Annotated in this window: 26 protein-coding genes; 19 read left to right on the forward strand and 7 right to left on the reverse strand. The window is 69.1% G+C overall.

Going from position 1 to position 22,204, the window contains the following annotated elements; translation table 11 throughout:
* Positions 1-37: 37 nt before the first annotated feature.
* The 12 genes from miaB to Q0812_RS07675 all read left to right on the forward strand — a co-directional run bounded on the left by miaB (position 38) and on the right by Q0812_RS07675 (position 12,258).
* A complete protein-coding gene (gene miaB, locus Q0812_RS07620; RefSeq protein WP_302109729.1) occupies positions 38-1,411 on the forward strand; it encodes a tRNA (N6-isopentenyl adenosine(37)-C2)-methylthiotransferase MiaB in 1,374 nt (457 codons plus the stop codon).
* Complete coding sequence (locus tag Q0812_RS07625; RefSeq protein ID WP_302109730.1) at positions 1,408-2,367, forward strand: PhoH family protein; 960 nt, start codon at positions 1,408-1,410, stop codon at positions 2,365-2,367. Before miaB ends, Q0812_RS07625 begins: the two co-directional genes overlap by 4 nt.
* A complete protein-coding gene (ybeY, locus tag Q0812_RS07630) occupies positions 2,364-2,837 on the forward strand; it encodes an rRNA maturation RNase YbeY (protein ID WP_302109731.1) in 474 nt (157 codons plus the stop codon). Before Q0812_RS07625 ends, ybeY begins: the two co-directional genes overlap by 4 nt.
* Entirely contained in the window at positions 2,821-4,476 is a 1,656-nt protein-coding gene (gene lnt / locus Q0812_RS07635; RefSeq protein ID WP_302109732.1) for an apolipoprotein N-acyltransferase, read from the forward strand. Before ybeY ends, lnt begins: the two co-directional genes overlap by 17 nt.
* A 67-nt stretch (positions 4,477-4,543) precedes the next feature.
* On the forward strand, positions 4,544-4,897 hold the full coding sequence (locus tag Q0812_RS07640) for a helix-turn-helix domain-containing protein (protein ID WP_302109733.1): 354 nt from the start codon (positions 4,544-4,546) through the stop codon (positions 4,895-4,897).
* A 78-nt stretch (positions 4,898-4,975) separates the two neighbouring features.
* Positions 4,976-6,181, forward strand: a complete 1,206-nt coding sequence (gene metK, locus Q0812_RS07645) for a methionine adenosyltransferase (RefSeq protein WP_302109734.1) — start codon at positions 4,976-4,978, stop codon at positions 6,179-6,181.
* A 32-nt stretch (positions 6,182-6,213) separates the two neighbouring features.
* Positions 6,214-8,022 (forward strand): DNA polymerase III subunit gamma/tau, encoded by a 1,809-nt coding sequence (locus Q0812_RS07650; protein WP_302109735.1) that lies wholly within the window; start codon positions 6,214-6,216, stop codon positions 8,020-8,022.
* A complete protein-coding gene (locus Q0812_RS07655) occupies positions 8,019-8,354 on the forward strand; it encodes a YbaB/EbfC family nucleoid-associated protein (RefSeq protein WP_302109736.1) in 336 nt (111 codons plus the stop codon). Before Q0812_RS07650 ends, Q0812_RS07655 begins: the two co-directional genes overlap by 4 nt.
* 137 nt (positions 8,355-8,491) lie before the next feature.
* Positions 8,492-9,250 (forward strand): outer membrane protein, encoded by a 759-nt coding sequence (locus tag Q0812_RS07660; RefSeq protein ID WP_302109737.1) that lies wholly within the window; start codon positions 8,492-8,494, stop codon positions 9,248-9,250.
* Between the two features lie 134 nt (positions 9,251-9,384).
* On the forward strand, positions 9,385-9,987 hold the full coding sequence (gene recR, locus Q0812_RS07665) for a recombination mediator RecR (protein WP_302109738.1): 603 nt from the start codon (positions 9,385-9,387) through the stop codon (positions 9,985-9,987).
* A 58-nt stretch (positions 9,988-10,045) separates the two neighbouring features.
* Positions 10,046-10,546: a peptide-methionine (R)-S-oxide reductase MsrB gene (gene msrB, locus Q0812_RS07670; RefSeq protein ID WP_302109739.1), complete on the forward strand. Its 501-nt coding sequence runs from the start codon at positions 10,046-10,048 to the stop codon at positions 10,544-10,546.
* Entirely contained in the window at positions 10,546-12,258 is a 1,713-nt protein-coding gene (locus Q0812_RS07675; RefSeq protein ID WP_302109740.1) for a cytochrome c biogenesis protein DipZ, read from the forward strand. Before msrB ends, Q0812_RS07675 begins: the two co-directional genes overlap by 1 nt.
* Here the strand turns inward: Q0812_RS07675 and Q0812_RS07680 are convergent.
* The 3 genes from Q0812_RS07680 to Q0812_RS07690 form a co-directional block, all read right to left on the reverse strand.
* Positions 12,255-13,064 (reverse strand): alpha/beta hydrolase, encoded by an 810-nt coding sequence (locus tag Q0812_RS07680; RefSeq protein ID WP_302109741.1) that lies wholly within the window; start codon positions 13,062-13,064, stop codon positions 12,255-12,257. The two genes, Q0812_RS07675 and Q0812_RS07680, sit on opposite strands and share 4 nt — an antisense overlap.
* 207 nt (positions 13,065-13,271) lie before the next feature.
* On the reverse strand, positions 13,272-13,736 hold the full coding sequence (locus Q0812_RS07685) for a nuclear transport factor 2 family protein (RefSeq protein WP_302109742.1): 465 nt from the start codon (positions 13,734-13,736) through the stop codon (positions 13,272-13,274).
* 50 nt (positions 13,737-13,786) lie between these two features.
* Positions 13,787-14,206, reverse strand: a complete 420-nt coding sequence (locus tag Q0812_RS07690) for a VOC family protein (protein ID WP_302109743.1) — start codon at positions 14,204-14,206, stop codon at positions 13,787-13,789.
* 41 nt (positions 14,207-14,247) lie between these two features.
* Here Q0812_RS07690 and Q0812_RS07695 point away from each other — a divergent pair, with 41 nt between their 5' ends.
* Positions 14,248-15,522 carry a DNA recombination protein RmuC gene (locus tag Q0812_RS07695; RefSeq protein ID WP_302109744.1) on the forward strand — a complete coding sequence of 425 codons (1,275 nt, stop codon included), beginning with the start codon at positions 14,248-14,250 and terminating at the stop codon, positions 15,520-15,522.
* Positions 15,523-15,532: 10 nt separating this feature from the next.
* Here the strand turns inward: Q0812_RS07695 and Q0812_RS07700 are convergent, their stop codons facing one another.
* Positions 15,533-15,880 carry a hypothetical protein gene (locus tag Q0812_RS07700; RefSeq protein ID WP_302109745.1) on the reverse strand — a complete coding sequence of 116 codons (348 nt, stop codon included), beginning with the start codon at positions 15,878-15,880 and terminating at the stop codon, positions 15,533-15,535.
* Positions 15,881-16,017: 137 nt separating this feature from the next.
* Between Q0812_RS07700 and def the strand changes: the two genes are divergently transcribed.
* From def to truA, 4 genes are read left to right on the forward strand one after another with little or no spacing between them, the layout of a single operon-like run.
* Positions 16,018-16,584: a peptide deformylase gene (gene def, locus Q0812_RS07705; protein WP_302109746.1), complete on the forward strand. Its 567-nt coding sequence runs from the start codon at positions 16,018-16,020 to the stop codon at positions 16,582-16,584.
* Positions 16,585-16,608: 24 nt separating this feature from the next.
* Positions 16,609-16,806: a hypothetical protein gene (locus Q0812_RS07710; protein WP_302109747.1), complete on the forward strand. Its 198-nt coding sequence runs from the start codon at positions 16,609-16,611 to the stop codon at positions 16,804-16,806.
* Positions 16,807-16,844: 38 nt separating this feature from the next.
* On the forward strand, positions 16,845-17,789 hold the full coding sequence (gene fmt, locus Q0812_RS07715) for a methionyl-tRNA formyltransferase (protein ID WP_302109748.1): 945 nt from the start codon (positions 16,845-16,847) through the stop codon (positions 17,787-17,789).
* Positions 17,789-18,529, forward strand: coding sequence for a tRNA pseudouridine(38-40) synthase TruA (gene truA, locus Q0812_RS07720; protein ID WP_302109749.1), 741 nt, complete (start codon positions 17,789-17,791; stop codon positions 18,527-18,529). The genes fmt and truA overlap by 1 nt, the downstream gene beginning before the upstream one ends.
* Positions 18,530-18,536: 7 nt before the next feature.
* Here truA and Q0812_RS07725 read toward each other — a convergent pair whose 3' ends face one another.
* Entirely contained in the window at positions 18,537-19,244 is a 708-nt protein-coding gene (locus tag Q0812_RS07725) for a Crp/Fnr family transcriptional regulator (protein ID WP_302109750.1), read from the reverse strand.
* Positions 19,245-19,340: 96 nt separating this feature from the next.
* Between Q0812_RS07725 and Q0812_RS07730 the strand changes: the two genes are divergently transcribed.
* Positions 19,341-19,637: a 4a-hydroxytetrahydrobiopterin dehydratase gene (locus tag Q0812_RS07730; RefSeq protein ID WP_302109751.1), complete on the forward strand. Its 297-nt coding sequence runs from the start codon at positions 19,341-19,343 to the stop codon at positions 19,635-19,637.
* The gene (locus tag Q0812_RS07735) at positions 19,634-20,413 is read left to right on the forward strand and encodes an SDR family oxidoreductase (protein ID WP_302109752.1); all 780 of its coding nucleotides are present in this window, start codon (positions 19,634-19,636) and stop codon (positions 20,411-20,413) included. The genes Q0812_RS07730 and Q0812_RS07735 overlap by 4 nt, the downstream gene beginning before the upstream one ends.
* A gap of 17 nt (positions 20,414-20,430) precedes the next feature.
* On the opposite strand, the gene fabB is transcribed toward Q0812_RS07735, so the two are convergent.
* Together fabB and fabA are read right to left on the reverse strand one after the other, a co-directional pair.
* Positions 20,431-21,642, reverse strand: a complete 1,212-nt coding sequence (fabB, locus tag Q0812_RS07740) for a beta-ketoacyl-ACP synthase I (RefSeq protein ID WP_302109753.1) — start codon at positions 21,640-21,642, stop codon at positions 20,431-20,433.
* A gap of 5 nt (positions 21,643-21,647) precedes the next feature.
* A complete protein-coding gene (gene fabA, locus Q0812_RS07745) occupies positions 21,648-22,181 on the reverse strand; it encodes a 3-hydroxyacyl-[acyl-carrier-protein] dehydratase FabA (protein WP_302109754.1) in 534 nt (177 codons plus the stop codon).
* Positions 22,182-22,204 lie beyond the last annotated feature (23 nt).

Here is a 22,204-nt window from a genome sequence, read left to right on the forward strand (position 1 = left end):
TGCTCCTTTGCCGCCCCTTGCGTCATAAGGCCTGCCCATGACCGGAGCCCTTCCCGCCCGGCGGCTGTTCATCAAGACCTACGGCTGCCAGATGAACGTCTATGACAGCGAGCGCATGGCCGATGTGCTGCGCCCGCTGGGCTATGGGTTGGCGGACGGTCCGGAGGACGCGGACCTGGTGGTGCTGAACACCTGTCACATCCGCGAGAAGGCGGCCGAGAAGGTCTATTCCGAGCTGGGTCGCCTGAAGGCGCTGCGCGAGGCGCGGCTCGAGCAGGGCCTGCCCCGCTCGACGATCGTCGTGGCCGGCTGCGTGGCCCAGGCGGAGGGCGAGGAGATCATGCGTCGCCAGCCCGCCGTGGACATGGTGGTGGGCCCGCAGGCCTATCACCAGTTGCCCGAGCTGATCGCCCGGGCCGGCCGCCAGTTGGGCGAGCGGGTGGCCGCCGAGTTTGAACCGAACGCCAAGTTCGACGCCCTGCCCAAGACCCGCGAGGCCACGGGGCCGACCGCCTTCCTGACCATCCAGGAGGGCTGCGACAAGTTCTGCACCTTCTGTGTGGTGCCCTATACCCGCGGCGCCGAGTGGAGCCGGCCGGCCGAGGCCGTGCTGGCCGAGGCGCGGGCCCTGGCTGAGCGTGGCGTGCGCGAGGTCACCCTGCTGGGCCAGAACGTCAACGCCTATGCGGGCGAAGGTGTTGGCGGCGAGCCCTGGTCCCTGGCGCGGCTGGCCTTCGCCCTGGCCGAGATCCCGGGGCTGGACCGCATCCGGTATACGACCAGCCATCCCAACGATTTCAGCGAAGACCTGATCGCGGCTCACCGCGACCTGCCCCAGCTGATGCCCTATCTGCACCTGCCGGTGCAGTCGGGATCGGACAAGATCCTGCGGGCCATGAACCGCAAGCACGGGTCGGCGGCCTACATCGCGCTTATCGAGCGGCTGCGCGAGGCGCGCCCGGACCTGGCCCTGTCGGGCGACTTCATCGTCGGCTTCCCGGGCGAGACCGACAGGGACTTCGAGGCGACCATGGAGCTGGTGCGTCGGGTGAACTACGCCTCGGCCTTCTCGTTCCTCTACAGCGCCCGACCCGGCACGCCCGCCGCCGCCATGCCGGGACAGGTGGAGCAGGGCGTCGCCGAAGAGCGGCTTCAGGCGTTGCAGGCCCTATTGCGCGACCAGCAGCAGGCCTTCGGTGAAATCCAGGTGGGCAAGACCCTTCCCGTGCTGTTCGAAAAGCCCGGCCGCAGGCCCGGCCAGGGGGTCGGCCGCTCACCCTATCTGCAGTCCGTCTTCGCCGAGGACGCGGACCGCCTGATGGGCCAGATCGTCGAGGTGCGCATCGACGCGGCCACGCCCAATGCGCTGAGCGGAACCGTAGTGGACGCGCGGGCGCTGTGCCCCGCATGAGCCGTCAGGAAGACTTCGTCGCTCTGGACGAGCGCGTGCTGCCCGCCGTGCTGGGGCCCGCCAGCCGTCACCTGGCTTTGGTGGAGGACGCCTTCCGCGTGCTGATCGAGACGCCGGGCGGGGGGGTCAAGGTGGCCGGCGCAGCCAAGGACCGGCTTGCGGCGCGGGCGGCCATCGACATCATCGCCGCGCGCGCCGCCTCAGGCGTCGATGTGGAGGAGGCCGACGTGCGGGCCGCCATCGGCGCGGTCTCCACCGGCAAGGGCGTGGCCGCCGAGGGCGGGCTGACGCGCGGCCGTCGCGGCCCTATCGCGCCCAAGACCGCGGCCCAGGCGCGCTATCTCCAGTTGCTGGAGAGCGAGGATCTGACCTTCGGCGTGGGGCCGGCCGGCACCGGCAAGACCTTCATGGCGGTGGCGTTCGGCGCCACCCAGCTGCTGCGCGGCAAGGTGGACCGGCTGGTCATCACCCGCCCGGCGGTGGAGGCCGGTGAGCGGCTGGGCTTCCTGCCCGGCGATCTCACCGAGAAGGTGGACCCCTATCTCGCCCCCATCTGGCAGGCGCTGGACGACATTCTGGGAGCGGACGGCCTGCGCCGCCGTCGCGACAAGGGCGAGATCGAGGTGGCGCCCCTGGCCTTTATGCGCGGCCGCACCCTCAGCCACGCCTACATCATCGTGGACGAGGCCCAGAACGCCAGCCGCCTGCAGATGAAGATGGTGCTGACGCGCCTGGGCGAGGGCGCGCGCATGGTGGTCACGGGCGATCCCAGCCAGGTGGACCTGCTCAATCCACGCGACTCAGGCCTAGCGCACGCTATCCGCATCCTGGATGGGGTGAAGGGCGTGGGCGTGCAGACCTTCGACGCCTCGGACGTGGTGCGCCACGCCCTGGTGGAGCGCATCGTGCGCGCCTACGATTCCGACGCGGCCCGGGACCGGGGCGAGGCGCGGTGAACGCCTCTGTCGAGGTCGAAATCGAAGGCCTTTGGCGCGAGTGGATCGCTGACGTTGAAGCGGTGACGCAGCGCGCGGCCCGCGCAGCTCTGGCGGCGGCGCCGGATCGGACTTCAGGCTCCATTACGGTCTTGCTGAGCGAGGACGAGGACGTGGCCGAGCTGAACCATCGCTTCCGGGGGAAGGCGGGGCCCACAAACGTGCTATCGTTTCCCGCGGGGCCAGGCGCGGGGGACCATCTCGGAGACCTGGCGCTAGCCTTGGGCGTCTGCCGCCGAGAGGCAGAGGCGCAGGGCAAGCGCGCGGCTGATCACCTCAGCCACCTTGTGGTGCATGGAGTGCTGCACCTTCTTGGCATGGATCATCAAAATGACGCCGAAGCCGAGACCATGGAGCAGCTGGAACGCACGGTCCTTGCAGGACTGGGCGTCCCGGATCCTTACGCGTCTCAGGATGACACAGGACACTGACGCCGGCCGCCTTTCCGAAGACCAACCTCCCGCCTCCCACCCGGGACGAGGGCCGTTTCCGCTTGCCCTGGCGGGCGCCCTGGCGGCTGGCGCGGGAGCGGCCCTGGCGCATCCTCCCTTCGGCTTCTGGATCGGGTTGATCGGCTACCCGCTGCTGATGCTGTTGAGCGAGGGACGCCGGACGCGTCGAGGCGCCTTCGCCGTCGGCTGGGCCGCGGGCTTCGCCTACTTCCTGATCTCATGCTGGTGGGTGGCGGAGGCCTTCCTCGTCAATCCGGACGCCCATGCCTGGATGGCCCCCTTCGCGGCCACCCTCCTGCCCATGGGGCTGGCGATCTTCTGGGGGCTCGCGAGCCTGCTGTATCGCTGGCTGAAACCGCAGGGCGTCCTGCGCTTCTTCGTTTTCACAGCGCTGTTCTGCGGCCTTGAGTGGTTGCGCGGTCATGTGCTGACCGGCTTTCCGTGGAACCCCGCCGGGGCCTCGTGGGAGGCGGGGACGCCCGCGTCCCAGGCCGCCGCGGTGGTGGGAATCTACGGGCTTAGTTTCCTGACCGTGGCTGGACTGACGGCTTTCGCGCCGCTGCTCACGCCCGGCTCGCGAAAGCGGCGCGTGGGCGCCGCCGTGCTCGGCGTGGTGCTGCTGGCGGCCCTGCATATCGGCGGCCAGGCGCGGCTGTTGAACGCGCACGTGCAGACGCGAGACCTGTCCATCCGGATCGTCCAGGCCGATGTGCCGCAGGAGGCCAAGTGGAGCCCCGAGCGCTTCCGCTCCATCGTGCTGCGCTACGTCAATCTCAGCTCGCGTACCGGCGCCCTGACGCCGGACATCATCGTCTGGCCAGAAGGCGCCCTGCCGGCCGAGGCCAATGAGCTGCTCGCGGCTGAGTCCTGGACGGCCCCGGCCATCGGCCGCGCGCTCGAGCCGGGCCAAACCCTGTTGTTCGGCGGCTATCGCATGGGCGAGCGACCGGACGTCTACTTCAATAGTCTGATCGCGGCGCGCGACGACGGCTCGCCCCTGCTCGAGCCCGTGGCCGTCTATGACAAGCATCGGCTGGTGCCGTTCGGCGAGTACCTGCCGCTGGCGGGCCTGATGACGCGCACGGGGCTGCGCAGCCTGGTGCACATGCCGAGCGATTTCAGCGCCGGACCCCGCCCCCGCCCCCTGGACCTGGGTCCCGAGCTGGGCCAGGTGCAGCCCCTGATCTGCTACGAGGGCCTGTATGCGGGGCTTCCGGACGGCCGCGCCGGACGACCGCAATGGATCGTCAACGTCTCGAATGACGCCTGGTTCGGGCGCACCTCCGGGCCCCTCCAGCACCTGAATCTCGCCGCATATCGCGCTATTGAACAGGGCCTGCCCATGGTGCGGGCGACCCCGACTGGATCCTCCGCCGTGATCGATCCCTGGGGCCGAATCCGCGACGATCAGCGCCTGGATCCGGGCGAGAGCGGGGTCATTGACGCGCGTTTGCCCGAGGCTCTAGCGTCCACCCCCTATAGCCGCTTCGGCGACCTTATGTTTCTTGTACTGATAGTTTCTGGCCTGACGCCGCTTGTGTTGCGCAGGCCAAGGGTAGAGCATGGCCATATGCAACCCGGTCCCAAAGGGGTGGGGCCCGTCACGGAGGAAGATTGATCCCTTGCCCGCCAAACCCGCCCCAGACGCCGGCCCTCACCCTGTTGATGTTCACGTTGGAGACCGGGTGCGCCTTCTGCGGCGACGCCAGCAGATCAGTCAGCAACGGCTGGCGGACGCCCTGGGCCTGACCTTCCAGCAGGTTCAGAAGTACGAAAAGGGGTCCAACCGCATCTCGGCCTCGAAACTGTGGGACATCGCCCGCTTTCTAGAGACCCCGATCGACTATTTTTTCGAGGGCCTTACGGCCGGCGCCGTGGCCGGTATGGCGGAGCCGGAGGGGCCGCGCTTCACCTATGATTTCCTCGCCACGCGCGAAGGAACCGAGCTGTCGGAGCTGTTTCCCAGGCTGAGGCCGGACCAACGCCGCCAGATTCTGGCGCTCATCCGCACCATGGTCGAGGACGTGGCGAAGGACTGAAGGCCGCCTTGCGCCTTGCGGGACATAAGGACTTCTTTATATGTGCCGGGCCGTTCACTCTAACGCCGGAGCCGCCCCGTGAGCCGTTCGAGCTATCTGTTCACCTCTGAAAGCGTGTCGGAGGGCCATCCGGATAAGGTGGCGGACCGTATTTCAGACACGGTGGTCGACGCCTTCCTGTCGAAGGACCCCGAGGCGCGGGTCGCCTGCGAAACCCTGGTCACCACCAACCGCATCATTCTGGCCGGCGAAGTGCGCGCGACCCAGCCGGGCAACACGCGCGAGCAGAACGAGGCGTTCACGCAATCGATCATCGACGGTCTCGAGCCGCTGGTCCGCGCCGCGGTGCGCGACATCGGCTATGAGCAGGACGGCTTCCACTGGGAGAAGGCCGAATACGCCTGCCATCTGCACGCCCAGTCGGCGGACATCGCCGTGGGCGTGGACGCGGCCGGCAATAAGGACGAGGGCGCGGGCGATCAGGGCATCATGTTCGGCTATGCGTCGGACGAGACGCCTGAGCTGATGCCGGCGACCCTGCAGTACAGCCACAACATCCTGCGCGCCCTGGCCGCGGCGCGCCGGGCCGATCCGGGCCTGGGGCTGGAGCCTGACGCCAAGAGCCAGGTGACCCTGCGCTATGAGAACGGACGCCCGGCCGCAGTGACGGCCATCGTGGTCTCGACCCAGCACCGCGAGGGGCTGAGCCAGGCGGACGTGGCCGACATCGTCAAGCCGATCGTGCGCCAGGTTATTCCGGCGGAGCTTCTGAGCGACGAAACCGTCTGGCACATCAATCCGACGGGCGTATTCGTCATTGGCGGCCCGGACGGCGACACGGGCCTGACCGGGCGCAAGATCATCGTGGACACCTATGGCGGGGCCGCGCCGCACGGCGGCGGCGCCTTCTCTGGCAAGGACCCGACGAAGGTGGACCGTTCGGCCGCCTACGCCGCGCGCTACCTGGCCAAGAACGTGGTGGCCGCGGGCCTGGCCGAGCGCTGCACCATTCAGCTCTCCTACGCCATCGGCGTGGCCGAGCCGCTGAGCGTCCACGTGGACCTGCACGGCACGGGCCGCATCGGCGAGGAGGTTCTGGAGCGCGAGTTGCCCGTCATGATCGGCGGGGCCAGCCCCCGCGCCATCCGCCAGCACCTGGGCCTGAACGCGCCCATCTATGCGCGCACCACCGCCTACGGTCACTTCGGGCGCAAGCCCGACGCCGAGGGCGGCTTCTCCTGGGAACGCACGGATCTGGTGGAGCGCCTGAAGGCCCTGGCGTAGCGCCGGGGGCGGCGAGCCGCTAAACAGAGGCGATGGCCTCTCCCGACCTCGATTCCGCGCCGGACGACGCTGCTGAACCGCAGCTGGAAGAGCGTGATCCGAACACCTCCGACATCTTCGGGGGTGGGGACGAGGACGCGGCCGCCGCCCCTCCCGCGCCCCCGCCGACGGGGGACGACGCCGGCTACACGGTCCTGGCGCGCAAGTATCGGCCGCGCACCTTCGAGGACCTGATCGGCCAGGAGGCCATGGTCAGGACCCTGACCAACGCCTTCGCCACCGGGCGCATCGCTCACGCCTTCATGCTGACCGGAGTGCGCGGGGTCGGAAAGACGACCACGGCCCGCCTTCTGGCTCGGGCTCTGAACTACGAGACCGATACGGTCGACCGCCCCTCGGTCGATCTGACCGAAGAGGGCCGCCACTGCCGCGCCATTATCGAGGGCCGGCACATGGATGTGCTGGAGCTGGACGCCGCCAGCCGCACCAAGGTCGACGAGATGCGCGAGCTGCTGGACGGGGTGCGGTATGCGCCCGTCGAGGCGCGCTACAAGGTCTATGTCATCGACGAGGTCCACATGCTGTCGACGGCGGCGTTCAACGCGCTGCTGAAGACGCTGGAGGAGCCGCCGGCCCACGCCAAGTTCATCTTCGCCACCACCGAAATTCGCAAGGTGCCGGTGACCATCCTGTCGCGCTGCCAGCGTTTCGACCTGCGCCGCGTGGAGCCGGACGTGCTGTCGGCCCATCTGGAGAAGGTGGCTCAGAAGGAAGGTTTCCTGGTCGAGCAGGACGCCCTGGCTCTGATCGCGCGCGCCGCCGAAGGCTCGGTGCGGGACGCCCTCTCGCTGCTGGATCAGGCCCTTTTGCAGGCTGACCCCGGCCAGGCGGTGAAGGCCGCGGGCGTCCAGGACATGCTGGGTCTGGCCGATCGGGCCCAGACCATCGGCCTGCTCGAAAGCCTCATGGGCGGCCGTCTGGCCGAAGCGCTCGAGACGCTGCGCAGCCTCTACGGCTACGGCGCCGAGCCGGCCCAGGTGATCCTCGACCTCCTGGAGCACAGCCACGCCGCCACGGTGGCCAAGACCCTGGGCGCGGCGGCGACGCGCCTGCCGAACGATCAGGCCATGCGGCTGGCGGCCTTGGGCGCCGGCCTGTCGGCGGGGGTGCTTTCGCGCACCTGGCAGATGCTGTTCAGGGCCTATGACGAGGTGCGTCGCGCGCCCGATCCCCTGGCCGCCGCCGAGATGGCGCTGGTGCGCCTGGCCTACGCCGCCGAGCTGCCTGGGCCGGAGGAGGCCCTGCGCCGGCTGCAGTCCGGCGAGAGCCCCGCGCCCGCGCCCTCGGGCGGCGGAGGGGGCGCCGGACCTATTTCCGGGGGCGGCGCCATGGCCCAGGCCAGGGCCGCCGAGGCGCCTGGCCTGCCGCAACTCCAGACCTTTGATCAGACCCTGGCCCTGATCGAGGCCCGCCGCGACATCGGCCTGAAGCTGGACGTGGACCGGTTCGTCAAGCTGGTGGCGTTCCGTCCGGGCGTCATCGAGTTCGAGCCGGCGCCCGGCTGCCCTGACAACCTGGCCCGCCGGCTGGCCTCGCGTCTCAAGGAATGGACCGGCCGCACCTGGCTGGTGGCCGCGCAAGGCACGGGCGGGGCCGAGACCCAGATCGAACGCATGAGAAAGGCGCGCGACGCCGCCCGCGCCGAGATCGAGGCCGATCCCTTCGTTCAGGCGGTCATGCACACCTTTCCCGGCGCCGAGCTGGTGAGCGTGCGCGAGGCCGAGACGCCCGCGCCCATCCAGACGGCGCCCGACAGCGAAGACGAGAGTGACGAGGCATGAAGGACATCTCCGGACTGATGCGTCAGGCCCAGGCCATGCAGGCCCGCCTGCAGGAGGCGCAGGGGCGCATGGCCGAAACCACGGTCGAGGGTTCGGCCGGCGGCGGCGCCGTGCGCCTGACGCTGAAGGGGTCGGGCGAACTGGTGGCGGTGCAGATAGACGACGAGGCCATCACGCCCGGCGAGGGTGAGCTGCTGGCCGACCTGATCCTCGCGGCTCACGCCGACGCGAAGCGCAAGCTTGATGAGATGAACACGGCCCTGATGAAGGAAGCCGCCGGCCCCATGGCGGGCATGATGGGCGGCATGCCGGGCATGCCCAAGCTGTTCTGAGCACGGCGTTCGTTTCGGTCGTAAGGCGGCCGCCCAAGCCGGCTTGATTTCACACTGGAAGCATCCGACACTTCTGGCGTCAGTGCCGGGGGCGCCGTCACCCCGTTATGCCAGACGGCGTATCGGGGAACACTACAATGAACCTTAAGTCTGTGCTGATCGCCGCTGCGGCGATCCTCAGTCCCGTTGCGGCTTCCGCCCAAGACTGGACAGGCTATTACCTAGGCGCCGAGGCGACCAGAGCCCAGGGCGATTCTTCAGCCGATGTCACTCTGGGCGGCCAGTGGTCGTCAGAGTCGGCTGCGTTACGGAATGGCGTGACCGCCCTCTGGTCGACGGAACTGGAGCCTGACGGCTTCGGCGGGGCCATCTTCGGCGGCTACAATCACGAGATGTCGTCGGGCATGGTGATCGGCTTTGAGGCCAGCTACGCCTTTCTCAATGCAGAAGCCTCCCGGCTAACGCCCCAGACCGTGGCGACCAGCACCTTCCCGGCACTCACCTATTCGGTGGGCAACAGCGCCGAGATCAACAGCGCCTTCAATCTGCGAGGCAGGCTCGGTTACGATTTTGAGCCTCTGATGGCCTATGTGATCGTGGGCTATAGCTGGGCCGACGCCACCTTCGGAGCCGAGATCCTCAGCAACGGCGGCTACAGCAAGATCGGCGAGAGCAGTGAGAGCGTGGGCGGCGTGACCTGGGGTCTCGGCGGCGCCTGGCGCCTCAATCCCAACTGGTCCGTGCGGGCCGAGTACACGCGCACGGAATACGAAGACGGCGAGTTTGCAACCACCTATCGGCCGGGAAGCACCTTCACCTCGCCCGCCTATACCGAGACGTTCTCCCAGGATCTGTCACTGGACACGCTGTCCATCGGCTTTACCTGGCACTACTGAGTTCGCGCGCCGATGGGTTGTGCCCGACCCATCGGCGTCACTCCTTTCGTCGAGGTTCAGTCCGATTTACTGATCCTCTCGATCATGGAATTTCCATTGGCGTAGGCCCTGGCCGCCTGTGCTAAGCCCCTCCCATGGCCGCCTTCGCCGGACCCGAAATCGAGCGCCTGATCGGCCTGTTGTCCAAGCTGCCGGGCATGGGACCGCGCTCGGCCCGCCGGGCCGCCCTGGCCCTGCTGAAGCGGCGCGAACAGCTGCTGTCGCCGCTGGCGGCGTCCCTGGCCGAGGTGGCCGATCGGGTGGTGAACTGCCGGATGTGCGGCGCGCCGGACACGCGCGATCCCTGTTCCATCTGCTCGGACCCTAATCGGGACCAAAGCCTGATCTGCGTGGTCGAGGACGCCGGCGCCCTGTGGGCCATGGAGCGAGCGGGAGCGTTTCGCGGGCGCTATCACCTGCTGGGCGGGCTGCTGTCGGCGCTGGACGGGCGCGGGCCGGACGCCCTGCGCATCAAGGCGTTGGTGGAGCGGCTGGAGCCCGGCGAGGTCAAGGAGGTGATCCTGGCCCTGCCGGCCACGGTCGACGGCCAGACCACCGCCCACTATCTGGCCGAGCGCGTCTCAGCCGCCGGAACCCAGGTGACGTCGCTGGCCCGCGGCGTGCCGGTGGGCGGCGAGCTGGACTGGCTGGATGACGGCACCATCGCCCAGGCCCTTCGGGCGCGGCGGCCCGCGTGACCTAATCCCGCCCATTTCGCGTATAAGGCTGAGCCGCCCATACAGCGGAGCTCCGCCGATGCCCGCCCGCCAACTTCATCGCCGTCATCTGCTTCTCAGCGGCGCCGCCGTCGCTCTGACGGCCTGCTCGCCGGCCCCGAGCGGGGCCCAGGAGAGCCGGTACGCCAACTCGGCCTTCCGCAGGATCAGCGACGCTGAGTGGCGGCGGCGGCTGCCGGGCCTGAGCTATCAGGTGCTGCGCCATGAGGCGACGGAACGGCCCTTCACCAGCGCCTTGAACGACGAGCACCGGCGCGGCGTCTTCCATTGCCGCGGTTGCGACCTGGCCCTGTTCCGCTCGGAGTGGAAGTTCGACAGCGGCACGGGCTGGCCCAGCTTCTATCGTGTGATCGACGGCGCGGTCGGCACAAAGCGCGACTTCGCCATCGGCATACCGCGCACCGAGTATCACTGCGCCCGCTGCCTGGGGCACCACGGCCACCTCTTTGAGGACGGCCCGAGGCCCACGGGCCTGCGCTACTGCAACAACGGCGTCGCCCTCGTCTTCAGGCCCGCCTGATGCTGGTGTTCCTTCTGGCCTTCCTGGGCGGCGTACTGACCATACTCAGCCCCTGCATCCTGCCCATCCTGCCCTTTGTCTTCGCCCGCGCCGGGCGGCCCTTTGTCACCAGCACCCTGCCGCTTCTGGCCGGCCTGGTCCTGACCTTCGCGCTTGTGGCCACCCTGGCTGCGGTGGGCGGCGGCTGGGCCGTGCACGCCAATCAGGCCGGGCGGGCCGTCGCCCTGATCCTGTTGGCCGTGTTCGGTCTGATGATGCTGTTCCCTGGTCTGGGCGAGCGGGCGATGGCCCCGCTGACCCGCTGGGGCTCTAGTCTCAATGAACGCTTCGGCGGCGGCGGCGGCGGCGAGGGCGGCCGTTGGGGCGAGGCCGGCGCCTCGCTGGCGCTGGGCCTGGCCACCGGTCTTTTGTGGGCGCCGTGCGCGGGGCCGATCCTGGGCCTGATCCTGACCGGCGCGGCCCTGAACGGCGCCAGCGCCTCCACCTCCCTCCTGCTGCTGGCCTATGCGCTGGGGGCCGCGGCCTCGCTGGCCGCCGCTCTTCTGATCGGCGGCCGGGTGTTCAAGGCCATGAAGGGTTATCTGCGCTATGAACGGGCGATCCGCCGGGGTCTCGGCGTCCTTGTCCTCATCGGCGTGGCCGCCATCGCCCTGGGGCTGGACCGGGGCGTGCTGACCCGTCTGTCCGCCGAGTCCACCGGCGCGCTGGAAAGCCGCCTGCTGAGGCTGGGCGGCATGCAGGGCCAGCCGGCGGAGATGGCCTCGGACGGCAGGCTTCGCGACTTCGGCCCCGCGCCCGAGATCACCGGCGCCACCCAGTGGCTGCAGGGCGGGCCGCTGAGCCTCGCCGACCTGCGCGGAAAGGTGGTGGTGGTCGATTTCTGGACCTATTCCTGCATCAACTGCCTGCGTACCCTGCCGCATCTGAAGGCTTGGCATGATCGCTATGCCGAGCACGGGCTGGTGATCGTGGGCGTGCACGCGCCGGAGTTCGCCTTCGAGCGCGATCCGGACAATGTGCGGCGCGCGGTCCGCGATCTGGACGTGACCTGGCCCGTGGCGCTGGACAACCGCTTCGCCGTCTGGCGCGCCTATTCGAACCGCTACTGGCCCGCCAAGTACTTCATCGACGCGCGCGGCCACATGCGCCAGGCCCACTTCGGCGAGGGTGCCTATGCAGAATCCGAGGCGACCATCCGGGCCCTTCTGGTTGAGGCCGGAGCCCGCAACCTGCCGCCGCCGGTGGAGGAAGGGACGCTGGAAGCCCAAGGCGCCCTGGCTGCGCACAGCGGCCGGGAGCGCTCGCCAGAAACCTATCTGGGCACGGCGCGGGCGGCGAACTATCGGCCGGGCGTCGATGTCGCTGCACTCGACCCCGACCAGTGGACGCTCGACGGGACCTGGCGCCGCGAGGCGGAGCGCATCGTGCTGGATCAGGCGCCGGGCGCAATTGCCTACCGCTTCCGGGGGCGCGATGTGCATCTGGTCCTGGCCCCCGCCGAGGACGGACGGCCTGTGCGGCTGCGCATCACCCTGGACGGCCAGGCGCCGGGCCGCGCCGCCGGGGCCGACGTGGCCGCCGACGGGACCGTGACCGTCACCAGTCACCGTCTCTATCAACTGATCCGCTTGCCGCAGGGGCGGGACGGCGGGCTGATCCGCATCGAGGCGCTGGACCCAGGCCTATCCGCCTACGCCTTCACCTTCGGCTAGGCGGAGTTTCGCGCTGCGTAATGCAGGTGGCGAATGCCGGTGGAGAAGGCCGCCGGAAAGATGCTGGCGTGGGTCTCGTCCTCGAACACGCGCACCTCGTGCTGGAGGTTGCTGTCGCCGCGCGCGGCCAGCAACTCGCCGAACCTTCGCGCCTGGCTGACCATGCGCTGATTGCGTTCGGGCTGTTCCTCCCAGGAGCCGACGCCCAGGTAGAACAGGGTGGGCCGCGTCAGCGCCGCGCGTTCGCCCGCCGCCTCGCGGACCAACAGCCATTCGTCGGCGTACCAGAGCGAGGGACTGACGGAGAGGTACTGATCAAAGGCATGGGGCCGTTCCTGCAGCACCCAGCAGCAGAACAGACCGCCGTAGGAATGACCCACCAAGGTGCGTTGGCCGGGCGCCGTGCGAAAACGGGCCTCAATCAGCGGCAAAACCTCGTCGGTCAGGACATCAAGGAAGCGCGGACCGCCGCCTGAGTTGCGCTGGAACTCAGGTCCATAACCGCCCGTCGGAAAGGCTATCGGCGTGTAGTCGCGCGTTCGCTCAGCCCGATAGCGATCCCGGTCCGGATAAGCGCCCGCGTACGCCACCGAGACCAGTATGGCGTCGGGCCCCTGGTCCATGCGGTCGGCCAGATGCTCCAGATGCATGGCGCAAAGGGGGAAGGAATAGTCCGCATCCAGCGTCAGCACGATCCGGTAGCGCCGCTCGGGATTGTCGGCATAGGACGGCGGCGTGCGCACATAGAGGAGATACTCGATCCCATTTACCGCCGAGGACAGCCGAATAATCTGACTGAACGGCATCCTGTAAGGTATCGCCTCTTCAGTCTGCCGCGCCGACGCGGGCGCTGTCGCCAAGGCGCCGATCAGGCCGCTCGTCGCCGCCAGCGCAGCGCGACGCGTTGCCCCGAAAGCTGTCATTCGCCCCTCCCCAAATGAATTCTCTCATCAGAACGCCCCCCTGTGCCGGCCATTCAGATCGATTCCGGTCCAGCCTGCTTGGGCGCAGTGTCAACTAATTGGTCGCCGCACCACATAGGCGGCGATGGCCTTCCATTGGCCGTCGCGGCGCGCATAGACATCCAGATAGTCGTTTGAGACGACCCGCTCCGTTCCGTCTGGCTCGGCCCGAGTGAATATGGTGCGCGCCGCCACGTAGGCGATGTCGCCCTGGACGCGGATCTGCAGGTTCTCCCAGCGCACGGCCCTGAGGGCGCTGCGGTCGGCGTTGATGACGGAGTCTCGGTCGCCCATGGTGCCGTTGGGCCGGATCACCATGAAATCCTCGGCCAGTATGGCGTCCAGCGCGGCGCGGTCGTCCGAGATGTAGGCGTTCAGCCAGCGGGCGTTGAGGGCCTCCAGCGCCGCCACATCGGCGTCGGCCGGCGCGGCGGCGGGGACCGCTTGAGCGATGGCGAGCCCTCCAGGGGCCGCCAGGGCCATGGCCAAGAGGACAGCGGCGATCCGGCGCTTCATGCTCAACTCCCTTTCAACTGATGGGATTGAGGCGCAACGGCTTAGCTTTGTCAGCCCCCCAGATTGACGCGGCCCTGCTCGTCCATGGGCCAATGCGGGTTCCAGGCCACCTCCCACAGGTGGCCGTCCGGGTCGGCGAAGTAGCCCGAGCGCCCGCCCCAGTCGGCGTCGTGCGCCGGCCGGGTTATGGCTGCGCCCGCCTCTTCGGCCAGGGTGAGCGCCTCGTCCACCTGATCCCTGTTCCGTACGTTGTGGGCCACGGCGACAAGACCGCCTGAAGCTGAGCGGCTGCTGGTCCCCGAATCCGACGCCAGATCAGCGTAGAGGCAGAGCACCAGGCCATTCAGGCTGATGAAGGCGACGCCGGGAAACTGGGCACGGGGCTTCCAGCCCAGGCGAGCGTAGAAGGCCAGAGATCGTTCCACGTCAGCGACCCCCAGGGTGACGGCGGTAATGCGTGTCTCAAGCATGCGGCTTCCTCCCACGTCCGAACCGGGCTAAGGAACGGAGCATGAACACCACCCTGATCCTGCTGTCCATTATCTGCCTATTTCTGGGAGCGGGCTTTCTGTGGATGAGCCTGCGCGTACGGGCGGCGCGCCGGGCGGAGGGCGAGGCGCGCGCCGAGCTGTTCCGCGCCGAGGAGCGGCTGAAGCTGATGCAGGAAAGCCGCGACGCCGCCGCCGAGCTGGTGAAGGCCCAGGCGGCGCAATCCGCTCAGGCTGTGGCCGAACAGCTGGTCCAGCGGGCGTCCGAGACGTTTCAGGCCCAGGACCGCCTGGCGCGCGAGCGGCTGGAGGCCCAGCTGAAGCCCGTGGCCGAGACCCTGTCCAAGTTCCAGTCCCAGGTGACCGAGCTGGAGAAGGCGCGCGCCCAGGAGACCGGCGGCCTGAAGGAGCAGCTGACGGCCCTGATGCAGGCTTCGGCGGCGACCCGTGACGAGGCGCGCAAGCTGACCGAGGCTCTTCGGGGCAATACGGGGCGCCGCGGCCGCTGGGGCGAGCAGACCTGCCGCAATGTGCTGGAGGCCGCCGGCATGGCGGGCCGGTTTGACTTCGTCGAACAGACCACCGCCAACGATGATGACGGGCGGCGTCAGCGCCCGGATTTTATCGTGAAGATGGCGGGCGGCGGCCAGTTCGTCATCGACGCCAAGGTTCCGCTGGCCTTCGCCGACGAGGGCGAGGGCGACGAGGAGGCGCGGGTCCGCGCCGCGTCGCTACGCACAGCTCAGAGCCTGAAGACCCATTGGCGCCAACTGGCGTCAAAGGCCTATCAGGACCAGTTCAAGCCCAGCCCCGATTTCGTGGCCATGTTCGTGCCGTCAGACGCCTTTCTGGCGGCGGCGCTGGATCACGAGCCGGACCTGCTGACCGAGGCCATGACCAGCCGGGTGGTGATCGTGACGCCCTCGACCCTTTTCGCCCTGTGCAAGGCCGTGGCCTACGGCTGGCGCGCCGAGGAGCAGACCAGGAACGCCGAAGAGGTCGCGCGCCTGGGCAAGGAGCTCTACCAGCGGCTGGCGGTGATGGGCGGTCACGCCGCTTCGGTCGGTCAGGCGCTGGAGCGGGCGGTGGACGGCTACAATCGCTTCGTCGGCTCGCTGGAGCGCAATGTAATGACCACGGCTCGCCGCTTCGAGGAGCTTAAGGTGGATCACGAGGGCCGCGACCTGCCCGAATTGAACGCGGTGGACCGCGCCGTCCGGCCTCTAGCCAAGCTGGAGGTCGTCTCGGACACGCCTCAACTGGAGCGGCCGGAGGCGGGGCAAACGCCTCCAGCCTGACATCGCAGTTCTATTCGGCCGGCGCTGCGGCCTCGCCGGCGTTCTCCACCGCCTGACCGGCGTCGCCGGCCACGGTGGCGGCGCTGTCGGCGACCGCATCGGCCGCGCCCGCCGCGCTGGACGCCACGCTCTCGGCCGCGTCAGAGACGGCCGCGGTCTCGATGGCGTCGTTGCGGTTGGCGTTGATCAGGAACCAGCCGACGATGACGACCAGCAGCAGAACGCCCAGGCCGATCAGCAGACCGGATGCGCCGCCGCCGCGGCGCTCGACCACCGTCGTGCCGCCGTCATGATTGCGCTCGACGGTGCGTTCGTTGGTGACGCCGTCGGTGCGCTCCGTAACCCGTTCCTGATCCATGGAAACCTCTCCCAAATAGGCCCGCCGTCCGGGGCTTGGCCGTTGAAACTCCCGCTCAGGCTTGGCGGTTCCGTGCGGGCGCCCTGCGGCGACGGCTCGCCTTGACGGGGCGGAGGGGTCCGCCTACCTCGAAGGCCATGGCGATCCGGCGCATTCTGACCTGCGACAATCCCGCTGACCTGGCGGTGCTGAAGCGCGTCTCCACCTCGGTGGAGGGCGTGGACGCGCCCCTGCGCGCGCTCATGGACGACATGCTGGAGACGATGTACGCGGCGCCCGGCATCGGGCTGGCCGCCGTTCAGGTGGGCGAGCCCATCCGGGTCATCGTCATGGATCTGGGCGACCGCGAGGTCGAAGGCGACGTGCAGGACACGGCCGAGGACGACGAGGCTCGCCGCAATCCGCGCTTCTTCGTCAATCCCGAGATCGTGTGGACCTCCGACGAGCTGTTCTCCTACGAGGAGGGATGCCTGTCGGTTCCCGAGTACTACGATGCGGTGGAGCGCCCGGCCCGTGTGCGCCTGCGTTATCTGAACCGCGACGGCGAGTCCGTCGAGGAGGAGGCCGAGGGCCTCTACGCCGTCTGTATCCAGCACGAGATGGACCACCTGGAAGGCGTTCTCTTCATCGATCACCTGTCACGGCTGAAGCGCGAGCGCGCCATGGCCAAGGTGAAGAAGGCGCTGCGCGACAAAGCGGCCTGACGCCGACCCGCAAGGAGGGTTTTCATGAGCCGAAACCGCCTTTCCCCCGACCTGAGGCGCAGACGCCGGGGCCGAGTAGCCGCGGGCTCTCTGGGCGCCCTGTTCCTCGTGGCCGCGCTGGGCGTCGTGGCTGGCCTGCTGCTGGACCGGCTGATCGACCTCGACGGCGCGCTGGATCCCGGCGGCGAGGATTGGCTGGACGACGACCTGTTCGCCTCCTGACGCTTCCGCATCGCCTCTACCCGGTCTAAAGCCCGCCCATGCGACTGGTCTTCATGGGCGCCCCCGAGTTCGCCGTCCCCTCCCTCGCGGCCCTTGTGTCAGCAGGGCATGAGATCGCGGCCGTCTACACCCAGCCGCCCCGCCCGCGGGGCCGGGGCCAGGCCCTGAGACCCACGCCGGTCCAGGCCTTCGCCGAGGGGCTGGGCCTTGAGGTGCGGACCCCCGCCTCCATGCGGCACCCGGCCGAGCTGGAGGCCCTGCGCGCGCTTGGCGCCGACGCCGCGGTGGTGGTGGCCTATGGTCAGATTCTGCCCCAGGCGGTGCTGGACGCTCCCCGACTGGGCAGCTTCAACGTGCATGGATCGCTGCTGCCGCGCTGGCGTGGCGCCGCGCCGATCCAGCGCGCCATCATGGCCGGAGACGCCGAGACGGGCGTGCAGATCATGCGAATGACAGCGGGGCTGGACGAAGGCCCGGTGCTGCTGTCCGAGCGGACCCCGATCCGGCCGAACGACACCACCGGCAGCCTGGCCCAGCGGCTGGCCCAGCTGGGCGCGGATCTGCTGCCGCGGGCCTTGGCCGCCATCGAGCGGGGCGGAGCGGCCGAGACGCCCCAGGTGGGCGAGCCCGCCTATGCGAAGAAGATCACCACCGCCGAAGCCCGCCTTGACTTCAGTCGCTCGGCCGCCGAACTGGACCGGCTGGTCCGCGGCCTGTCGCCGGCGCCGGGCGCCTGGTTCGAGCAGGAGACGCCGCAGGGCCTCGTGCGCATCAAGGTGCTGATGAGTGCGCTGGGCCAAGGTTCTGGCCGGCCCGGGACCGTGCTTGATGGTCCCGCCCTGACCGTGGCGGCCGGCGAGGGCGCGGTCCGGCTGATCACCTTGCAGCGCCCGGGGGGCAAGCCCCAGGCGGCCGAGGAGTTCCTGCGGGGCTTTCCCCTGTCGCCCGGAACCGTATTGGGCTCAGCGGCGGGCCCGGCCTGATGCCGCGCTATCGCCTGTTGGTCGAGTACGACGGCCGGGCCTTTCACGGCTATCAGGCCCAGGCGGGCCTGCCCTCGGTGCAGGAGGCGATCGAGGACGCCATCTTCGCCTTCAGCGGCGAGCGCATCCGGCTGCAGGCGGCGGGGCGCACCGACACCGGGGTGCACGCCACCGGCCAGGTGCTGCATGCGGACCTGCAGAAGACCTGGCCCGCCCGCACCGTATCCGAGGCGCTGAACGCGCACCTGGTCCCGCAGCCGGTGGCGATCCTTGAGGCCAGTGTGGCCGAGGGAGACTGGCATGCGCGTTTCTCGGCGACGGGGCGGCGCTATCTGTATCGCATCCTGAACCGGCGGGCGCCGCCCGCGCTGGATCAGGGGCGCGTCTGGTACGTGAAGAAACCCCTGGACACGGGGGCCATGCTTGAGGCGGCGCAGGCGCTGATCGGCACGCACGACTTCACCACCTTCCGCGACGTGGGCTGTCAGGCCAAGTCGCCCCTGCGCACGCTCGACGAGGCGCGCGTCGAACGGGTCGGCGAGGAGGTGCATCTGCATTTTGCGGCGCGCAGCTTCCTTCACCGCCAGGTGCGCTCCATGACCGGCTCGCTGGCCGAGGTAGGGGCCGGTCGCTGGAGGCGGGAGGATCTTATCGCCGCGCTCGAGGCCCGCGACCGCACCGCCTGCGGCCCGGTGGCGCCTGCGCACGGCCTCTACCTGATCGGCGTCGCCTACGATTGAGCCGGCGTCAGGCGGCTCCGGCCGTCGGCGCCACGTCCAGTTCGCGGGCGATGCGCTGGATCGCCCCGTAGCAGGCGCAGGACGCGCGCTCGAGACCCTTGCGGTCCAGAACTTCGACCACGCCGCGGCCGCGCCGGATCAGGTCGCGATCCTCAAGGCGGCTTTCCACCTCGCTGACGGTGGCCCGGCGCACGCCCAGCATTTCGGCCACGGATTCCTGGGTCAGCTCGAGCCGCGGCGTCCCGGCCCGATCCTGGAGCATCAGCAGCCAGCGGGCGAAGCGTTCATCCAGCTTGTGCTGGGCGTTGCAGGCGGCGACCTGCTGCACCTGGGCGAACAGGCCCTCCGTATAGCGGGCCAGCGCCTCGCGGATGGCGGAGCTCTCAGCCATGGCTCGGCTGAAGGTCTCGGCCTTAAGGCAACCGGCCCGGCCCGAAGTCTGAGCGATGGCGCGGCTGGAGGCGCGACCGTTCAGCGGACCGCAGGTGACGCCCACGAGGCCTTCCGGGCCGATAGCGGCGGTTTCGACCATGCGGTCGCGGTCCAGAATGGTCATCAGCGATACGACGCCGGCGGTCGGGAACCAGACCTGATCCACGTCCTGACCCGAGTCATAGATCATGCGCCCGCGCTCGAAGGCGACCTCGTCCAGCTCCGGGATGAGGCGGGCGCGGTCGGCGGGCGGCAGGCTGTCGATCCACTGGTTGCCGATCATGCGGCGGCTCCTGTAACGCTGTGTCCGGCCCGGAACGCCGGAAGCTGCACCGTAGTTCCGCCAAGCTTCTTAACTCGCCCTCGCCGGAGACCCCCCATGGCCGACGCCCGACTGGAGCTGTCCGAAGCCCTGAAAGACCTGCCCGAGTGGGCCGCCGACACGGGTCGCGAGGCCATCTGCCGGACCTTTGTTTTCAAGGACTTCAACGCCGCCTTCGGCTTCATGAGCCGCGTCGCGTTGCTGGCCGAGAAGATGGATCATCACCCTGAATGGTCCAATGTTTACAATCGGGTGGAGGTGCTGCTGACCACCCACGACGCCGACGGCGTCACGGCCCGCGATGTGGCCATGGCCCGCTTCATGGATGAGGCGTTCAGGGTCGCCGGCGCATGAGCGGACGTCTTCAAGGCAAGAAGGCGCTGATCACCGGCGCGGCCGGCGGTCTGGGCCGGGCCATGGCCCACATGATGGCGCGCGAGGGCGCTATGGTGGCGCTCACCGATCTGGATGAGGCTGCGGTCGAGGCCTTGGCGAAGGCCGTGAACGACGCCCATCCCGGCCGCGCCCTGTCCTTCCCGCACGACGTCACGGACGAGGCGCGCTGGGCCGAGGTGGTCGGGCAGGCCGCTGAAGCGATGGGCGGACTGTCAGTGCTGGTGAACAACGCCGGGATCGGGGCCATGGCCCGGGTCGAGGACCAGTCGCTGGAGGAATGGCGGCGGGTCATGGCCATAGACCTGGATTCGGTCATGCTGGGCTGCAAGCACGCCCTGCCGCACCTGAAGGCCAGCCAACCGGCGTCGATCGTGAACATCTCGTCCATCGCGGGCCTGGCCGCCGCGCCGGGCCTGGGCGCCTACAACGCCGCCAAGGCGGGGGTCTGGCTGTTCACCAAGGCGGTGGCGCTGGAATGCGCCAAGGACGGCGTCGACGTGCGCGCCAACTCGGTCCACCCCTGCTTTATCCGGACACCCATCCTCGACCCCTTCGTGGCCATGGCGGGCGGCGATGAGACGACGGCGCACCAGAAGCTGTCGCGCGGCATACCGCTGGGCCGCATCGGCGAGCCCGACGACGTGGCCTACGCGGTCGTCTATCTGGCCTCGGACGAGAGCCGCTTCGTCACCGGCGCGGAGCTGAAGATCGACGGCGGCCTGACGGCGCAATAAGCGGCTCAGTAGCCCCCTCAGACCTTCGAGAAGATCAGCGTGGCGTTGGTGCCGCCGAAGCCGAAGCTGTTCGACATGGCGGTCGTGATCTCGCCGTCGTGGCGCGCCCGCAGGATCGGCAGGCCCTCGAACTCGGGGTCCAGTTCCTCGATGTTGGCGCTTTCGCAGGCGAAGCCGCCCTGCATCATCAGAAGGCAGTAAATCGCCTCCTGCACGCCCGCGGCGCCCAGGCTGTGGCCGGTCAGCGACTTGGTCGAGGAGATCATCGGCGCCTGATCGCCGAACACGCGGCGCACCGCGCCCATCTCCTTGGAGTCGCCCACGGGCGTCGAGGTGCCGTGCGGGTTCAGGTAATCGATCCCGCGGCCGCCGGCCATATCCAGCGCGATCTTCATGCAGCGCTCGGCGCCCTCGCCAGAGGGGGCCACCATGTCGAAGCCGTCGGAGTTGGCGCCGTAGCCCACCAGCTCTGCGTAGATCTTGGCGCCGCGCGCCTTGGCCCGCTCGTATTCCTCAAGCACGACGATGCCGCCCCCGCCCGCGATGACGAAACCGTCACGGCCCACGTCATAGGCGCGCGAAGCCTTGGTCGGAGTGTCGTTGTACTTGGTCGACATGGCCCCCATGGCGTCGAAAAGGTTGGACAGGGTCCAGTCCTCCTCCTCACAGCCGCCGGCGAAGACCACGTCCTGCTTGCCCCAGGCGATCTGTTCGGCCGCGGCCCCGATGCAGTGGGCGCTGGTCGCGCAGGCCGAACTGATCGAATAGTTGACGCCCTTGATCTGGAACCAGGTGGCCAGCACCGCCGACGGGCCGGACGACATGGCCTTAGGCACGGCGAAGGGCCCGATGCGCTTGGGTCCCTTGTCGCGCGTGATCTGGGCTGCATCGACGATGGTGCGGGTGGAAGGGCCGCCGTCGCCGACGATCAGGCCGATGCGCTCGTCGCTGATCGCCTCTTGGGCAAGGCCTGCGTCCTTCATGGCCTGCTCGAAGGCGATGTGGGCATAGGCGGTCCCCGGCGCGAGGAAGCGTGCGGCGCGGCGGTCCACATGTTCTTCCCAGTTGATGTCGGGCACAGCCCGCACCTGGCAGCGGAAGCCCAGCTCGGCATAGTCCGGCGCGAAGCTGACCCCGGAGCGCGCCGCCTTCAGCGACTGCGCTACCTGATCGGCGTCATTGCCGATGGACGAGACGATCCCCAGACCCGTGACGACGACACGACGCATTCAGTTCAACCCTCGGCGGTAGCGGCGGCTTGACCTGCGCCGAACAGGCCGACGCGCAGATCGGTTGCGGTGTAGATGACTTGGCCGTCCGCCTCCATGCTGGCGTCGGCGATGCCCATAACCAGGCGGCGGTTGATGACCCGCTTCAGGTGCACGCGATAGGTCACCTTCTTGATGTCGGGCGTAACCTGGCCGGTGAACTTGACCTCGCCCACGCCCAAAGCGCGGCCGCGGCCCTGGCCGCCGGACCAGCCCAGGAAGAAGCCGACCAGCTGCCACATGGCGTCCACGCCGAGGCAGCCCGGCATCACCGGATCGCCGATAAAGTGGCACTGGAAGAACCAGAGGCCGGGATGGATATCGAGTTCGGCTTCCACAAAGCCCTTGCCGAAATCGCCGCCGTCGCCGGTGATCGTGGTGATGCGGTCGAACATCAGCATCGGCGGCGCCGGTAGCTGCGGATTTCCCGGCCCGAACAGCTCGCCGCGGCCGCTGGCGAGCAGCCCCTCAAGGTCGAAGGCGTTGGGATGGGCGGACATGGCGCGGCCTCGCTGACTAAGAC

It is taken from the genome of Peiella sedimenti, assembly GCF_030504955.1.
GTDB lineage: Bacteria > Pseudomonadota > Alphaproteobacteria > Caulobacterales > Caulobacteraceae > Brevundimonas > Brevundimonas sedimenti.

Excerpts from the sequence above, each read along its gene's own strand:
- miaB (WP_302109729.1), top strand. The coding sequence starts at position 38 with ATGACCGGAGCCCTTCCCGCCCGGCGGCTGTTCATCAAGACCTACGGC.
- Q0812_RS07625 (WP_302109730.1), top strand. The coding sequence starts at position 1,408 with ATGAGCCGTCAGGAAGACTTCGTCGCTCTGGACGAGCGCGTGCTGCCC.
- lnt (WP_302109732.1), top strand. The coding sequence starts at position 2,821 with ATGACACAGGACACTGACGCCGGCCGCCTTTCCGAAGACCAACCTCCC.
- Q0812_RS07650 (WP_302109735.1), top strand. The coding sequence starts at position 6,214 with ATGGCCTCTCCCGACCTCGATTCCGCGCCGGACGACGCTGCTGAACCG.
- Q0812_RS07655 (WP_302109736.1), top strand. The coding sequence starts at position 8,019 with ATGAAGGACATCTCCGGACTGATGCGTCAGGCCCAGGCCATGCAGGCC.
- Q0812_RS07660 (WP_302109737.1), top strand. The coding sequence starts at position 8,492 with ATGAACCTTAAGTCTGTGCTGATCGCCGCTGCGGCGATCCTCAGTCCC.
- recR (WP_302109738.1), top strand. The coding sequence starts at position 9,385 with ATGGCCGCCTTCGCCGGACCCGAAATCGAGCGCCTGATCGGCCTGTTG.
- msrB (WP_302109739.1), top strand. The coding sequence starts at position 10,046 with ATGCCCGCCCGCCAACTTCATCGCCGTCATCTGCTTCTCAGCGGCGCC.
- Q0812_RS07675 (WP_302109740.1), top strand. The coding sequence starts at position 10,546 with ATGCTGGTGTTCCTTCTGGCCTTCCTGGGCGGCGTACTGACCATACTC.
- Q0812_RS07680 (WP_302109741.1), bottom strand. The coding sequence starts at position 13,064 with ATGCCGTTCAGTCAGATTATTCGGCTGTCCTCGGCGGTAAATGGGATC.
- Q0812_RS07685 (WP_302109742.1), bottom strand. The coding sequence starts at position 13,736 with ATGAAGCGCCGGATCGCCGCTGTCCTCTTGGCCATGGCCCTGGCGGCC.
- Q0812_RS07690 (WP_302109743.1), bottom strand. The coding sequence starts at position 14,206 with ATGCTTGAGACACGCATTACCGCCGTCACCCTGGGGGTCGCTGACGTG.
- Q0812_RS07695 (WP_302109744.1), top strand. The coding sequence starts at position 14,248 with ATGAACACCACCCTGATCCTGCTGTCCATTATCTGCCTATTTCTGGGA.
- Q0812_RS07700 (WP_302109745.1), bottom strand. The coding sequence starts at position 15,880 with ATGGATCAGGAACGGGTTACGGAGCGCACCGACGGCGTCACCAACGAA.
- def (WP_302109746.1), top strand. The coding sequence starts at position 16,018 with ATGGCGATCCGGCGCATTCTGACCTGCGACAATCCCGCTGACCTGGCG.
- Q0812_RS07710 (WP_302109747.1), top strand. The coding sequence starts at position 16,609 with ATGAGCCGAAACCGCCTTTCCCCCGACCTGAGGCGCAGACGCCGGGGC.
- fmt (WP_302109748.1), top strand. The coding sequence starts at position 16,845 with ATGCGACTGGTCTTCATGGGCGCCCCCGAGTTCGCCGTCCCCTCCCTC.
- truA (WP_302109749.1), top strand. The coding sequence starts at position 17,789 with ATGCCGCGCTATCGCCTGTTGGTCGAGTACGACGGCCGGGCCTTTCAC.
- Q0812_RS07725 (WP_302109750.1), bottom strand. The coding sequence starts at position 19,244 with ATGATCGGCAACCAGTGGATCGACAGCCTGCCGCCCGCCGACCGCGCC.
- Q0812_RS07730 (WP_302109751.1), top strand. The coding sequence starts at position 19,341 with ATGGCCGACGCCCGACTGGAGCTGTCCGAAGCCCTGAAAGACCTGCCC.
- Q0812_RS07735 (WP_302109752.1), top strand. The coding sequence starts at position 19,634 with ATGAGCGGACGTCTTCAAGGCAAGAAGGCGCTGATCACCGGCGCGGCC.
- fabB (WP_302109753.1), bottom strand. The coding sequence starts at position 21,642 with ATGCGTCGTGTCGTCGTCACGGGTCTGGGGATCGTCTCGTCCATCGGC.
- fabA (WP_302109754.1), bottom strand. The coding sequence starts at position 22,181 with ATGTCCGCCCATCCCAACGCCTTCGACCTTGAGGGGCTGCTCGCCAGC.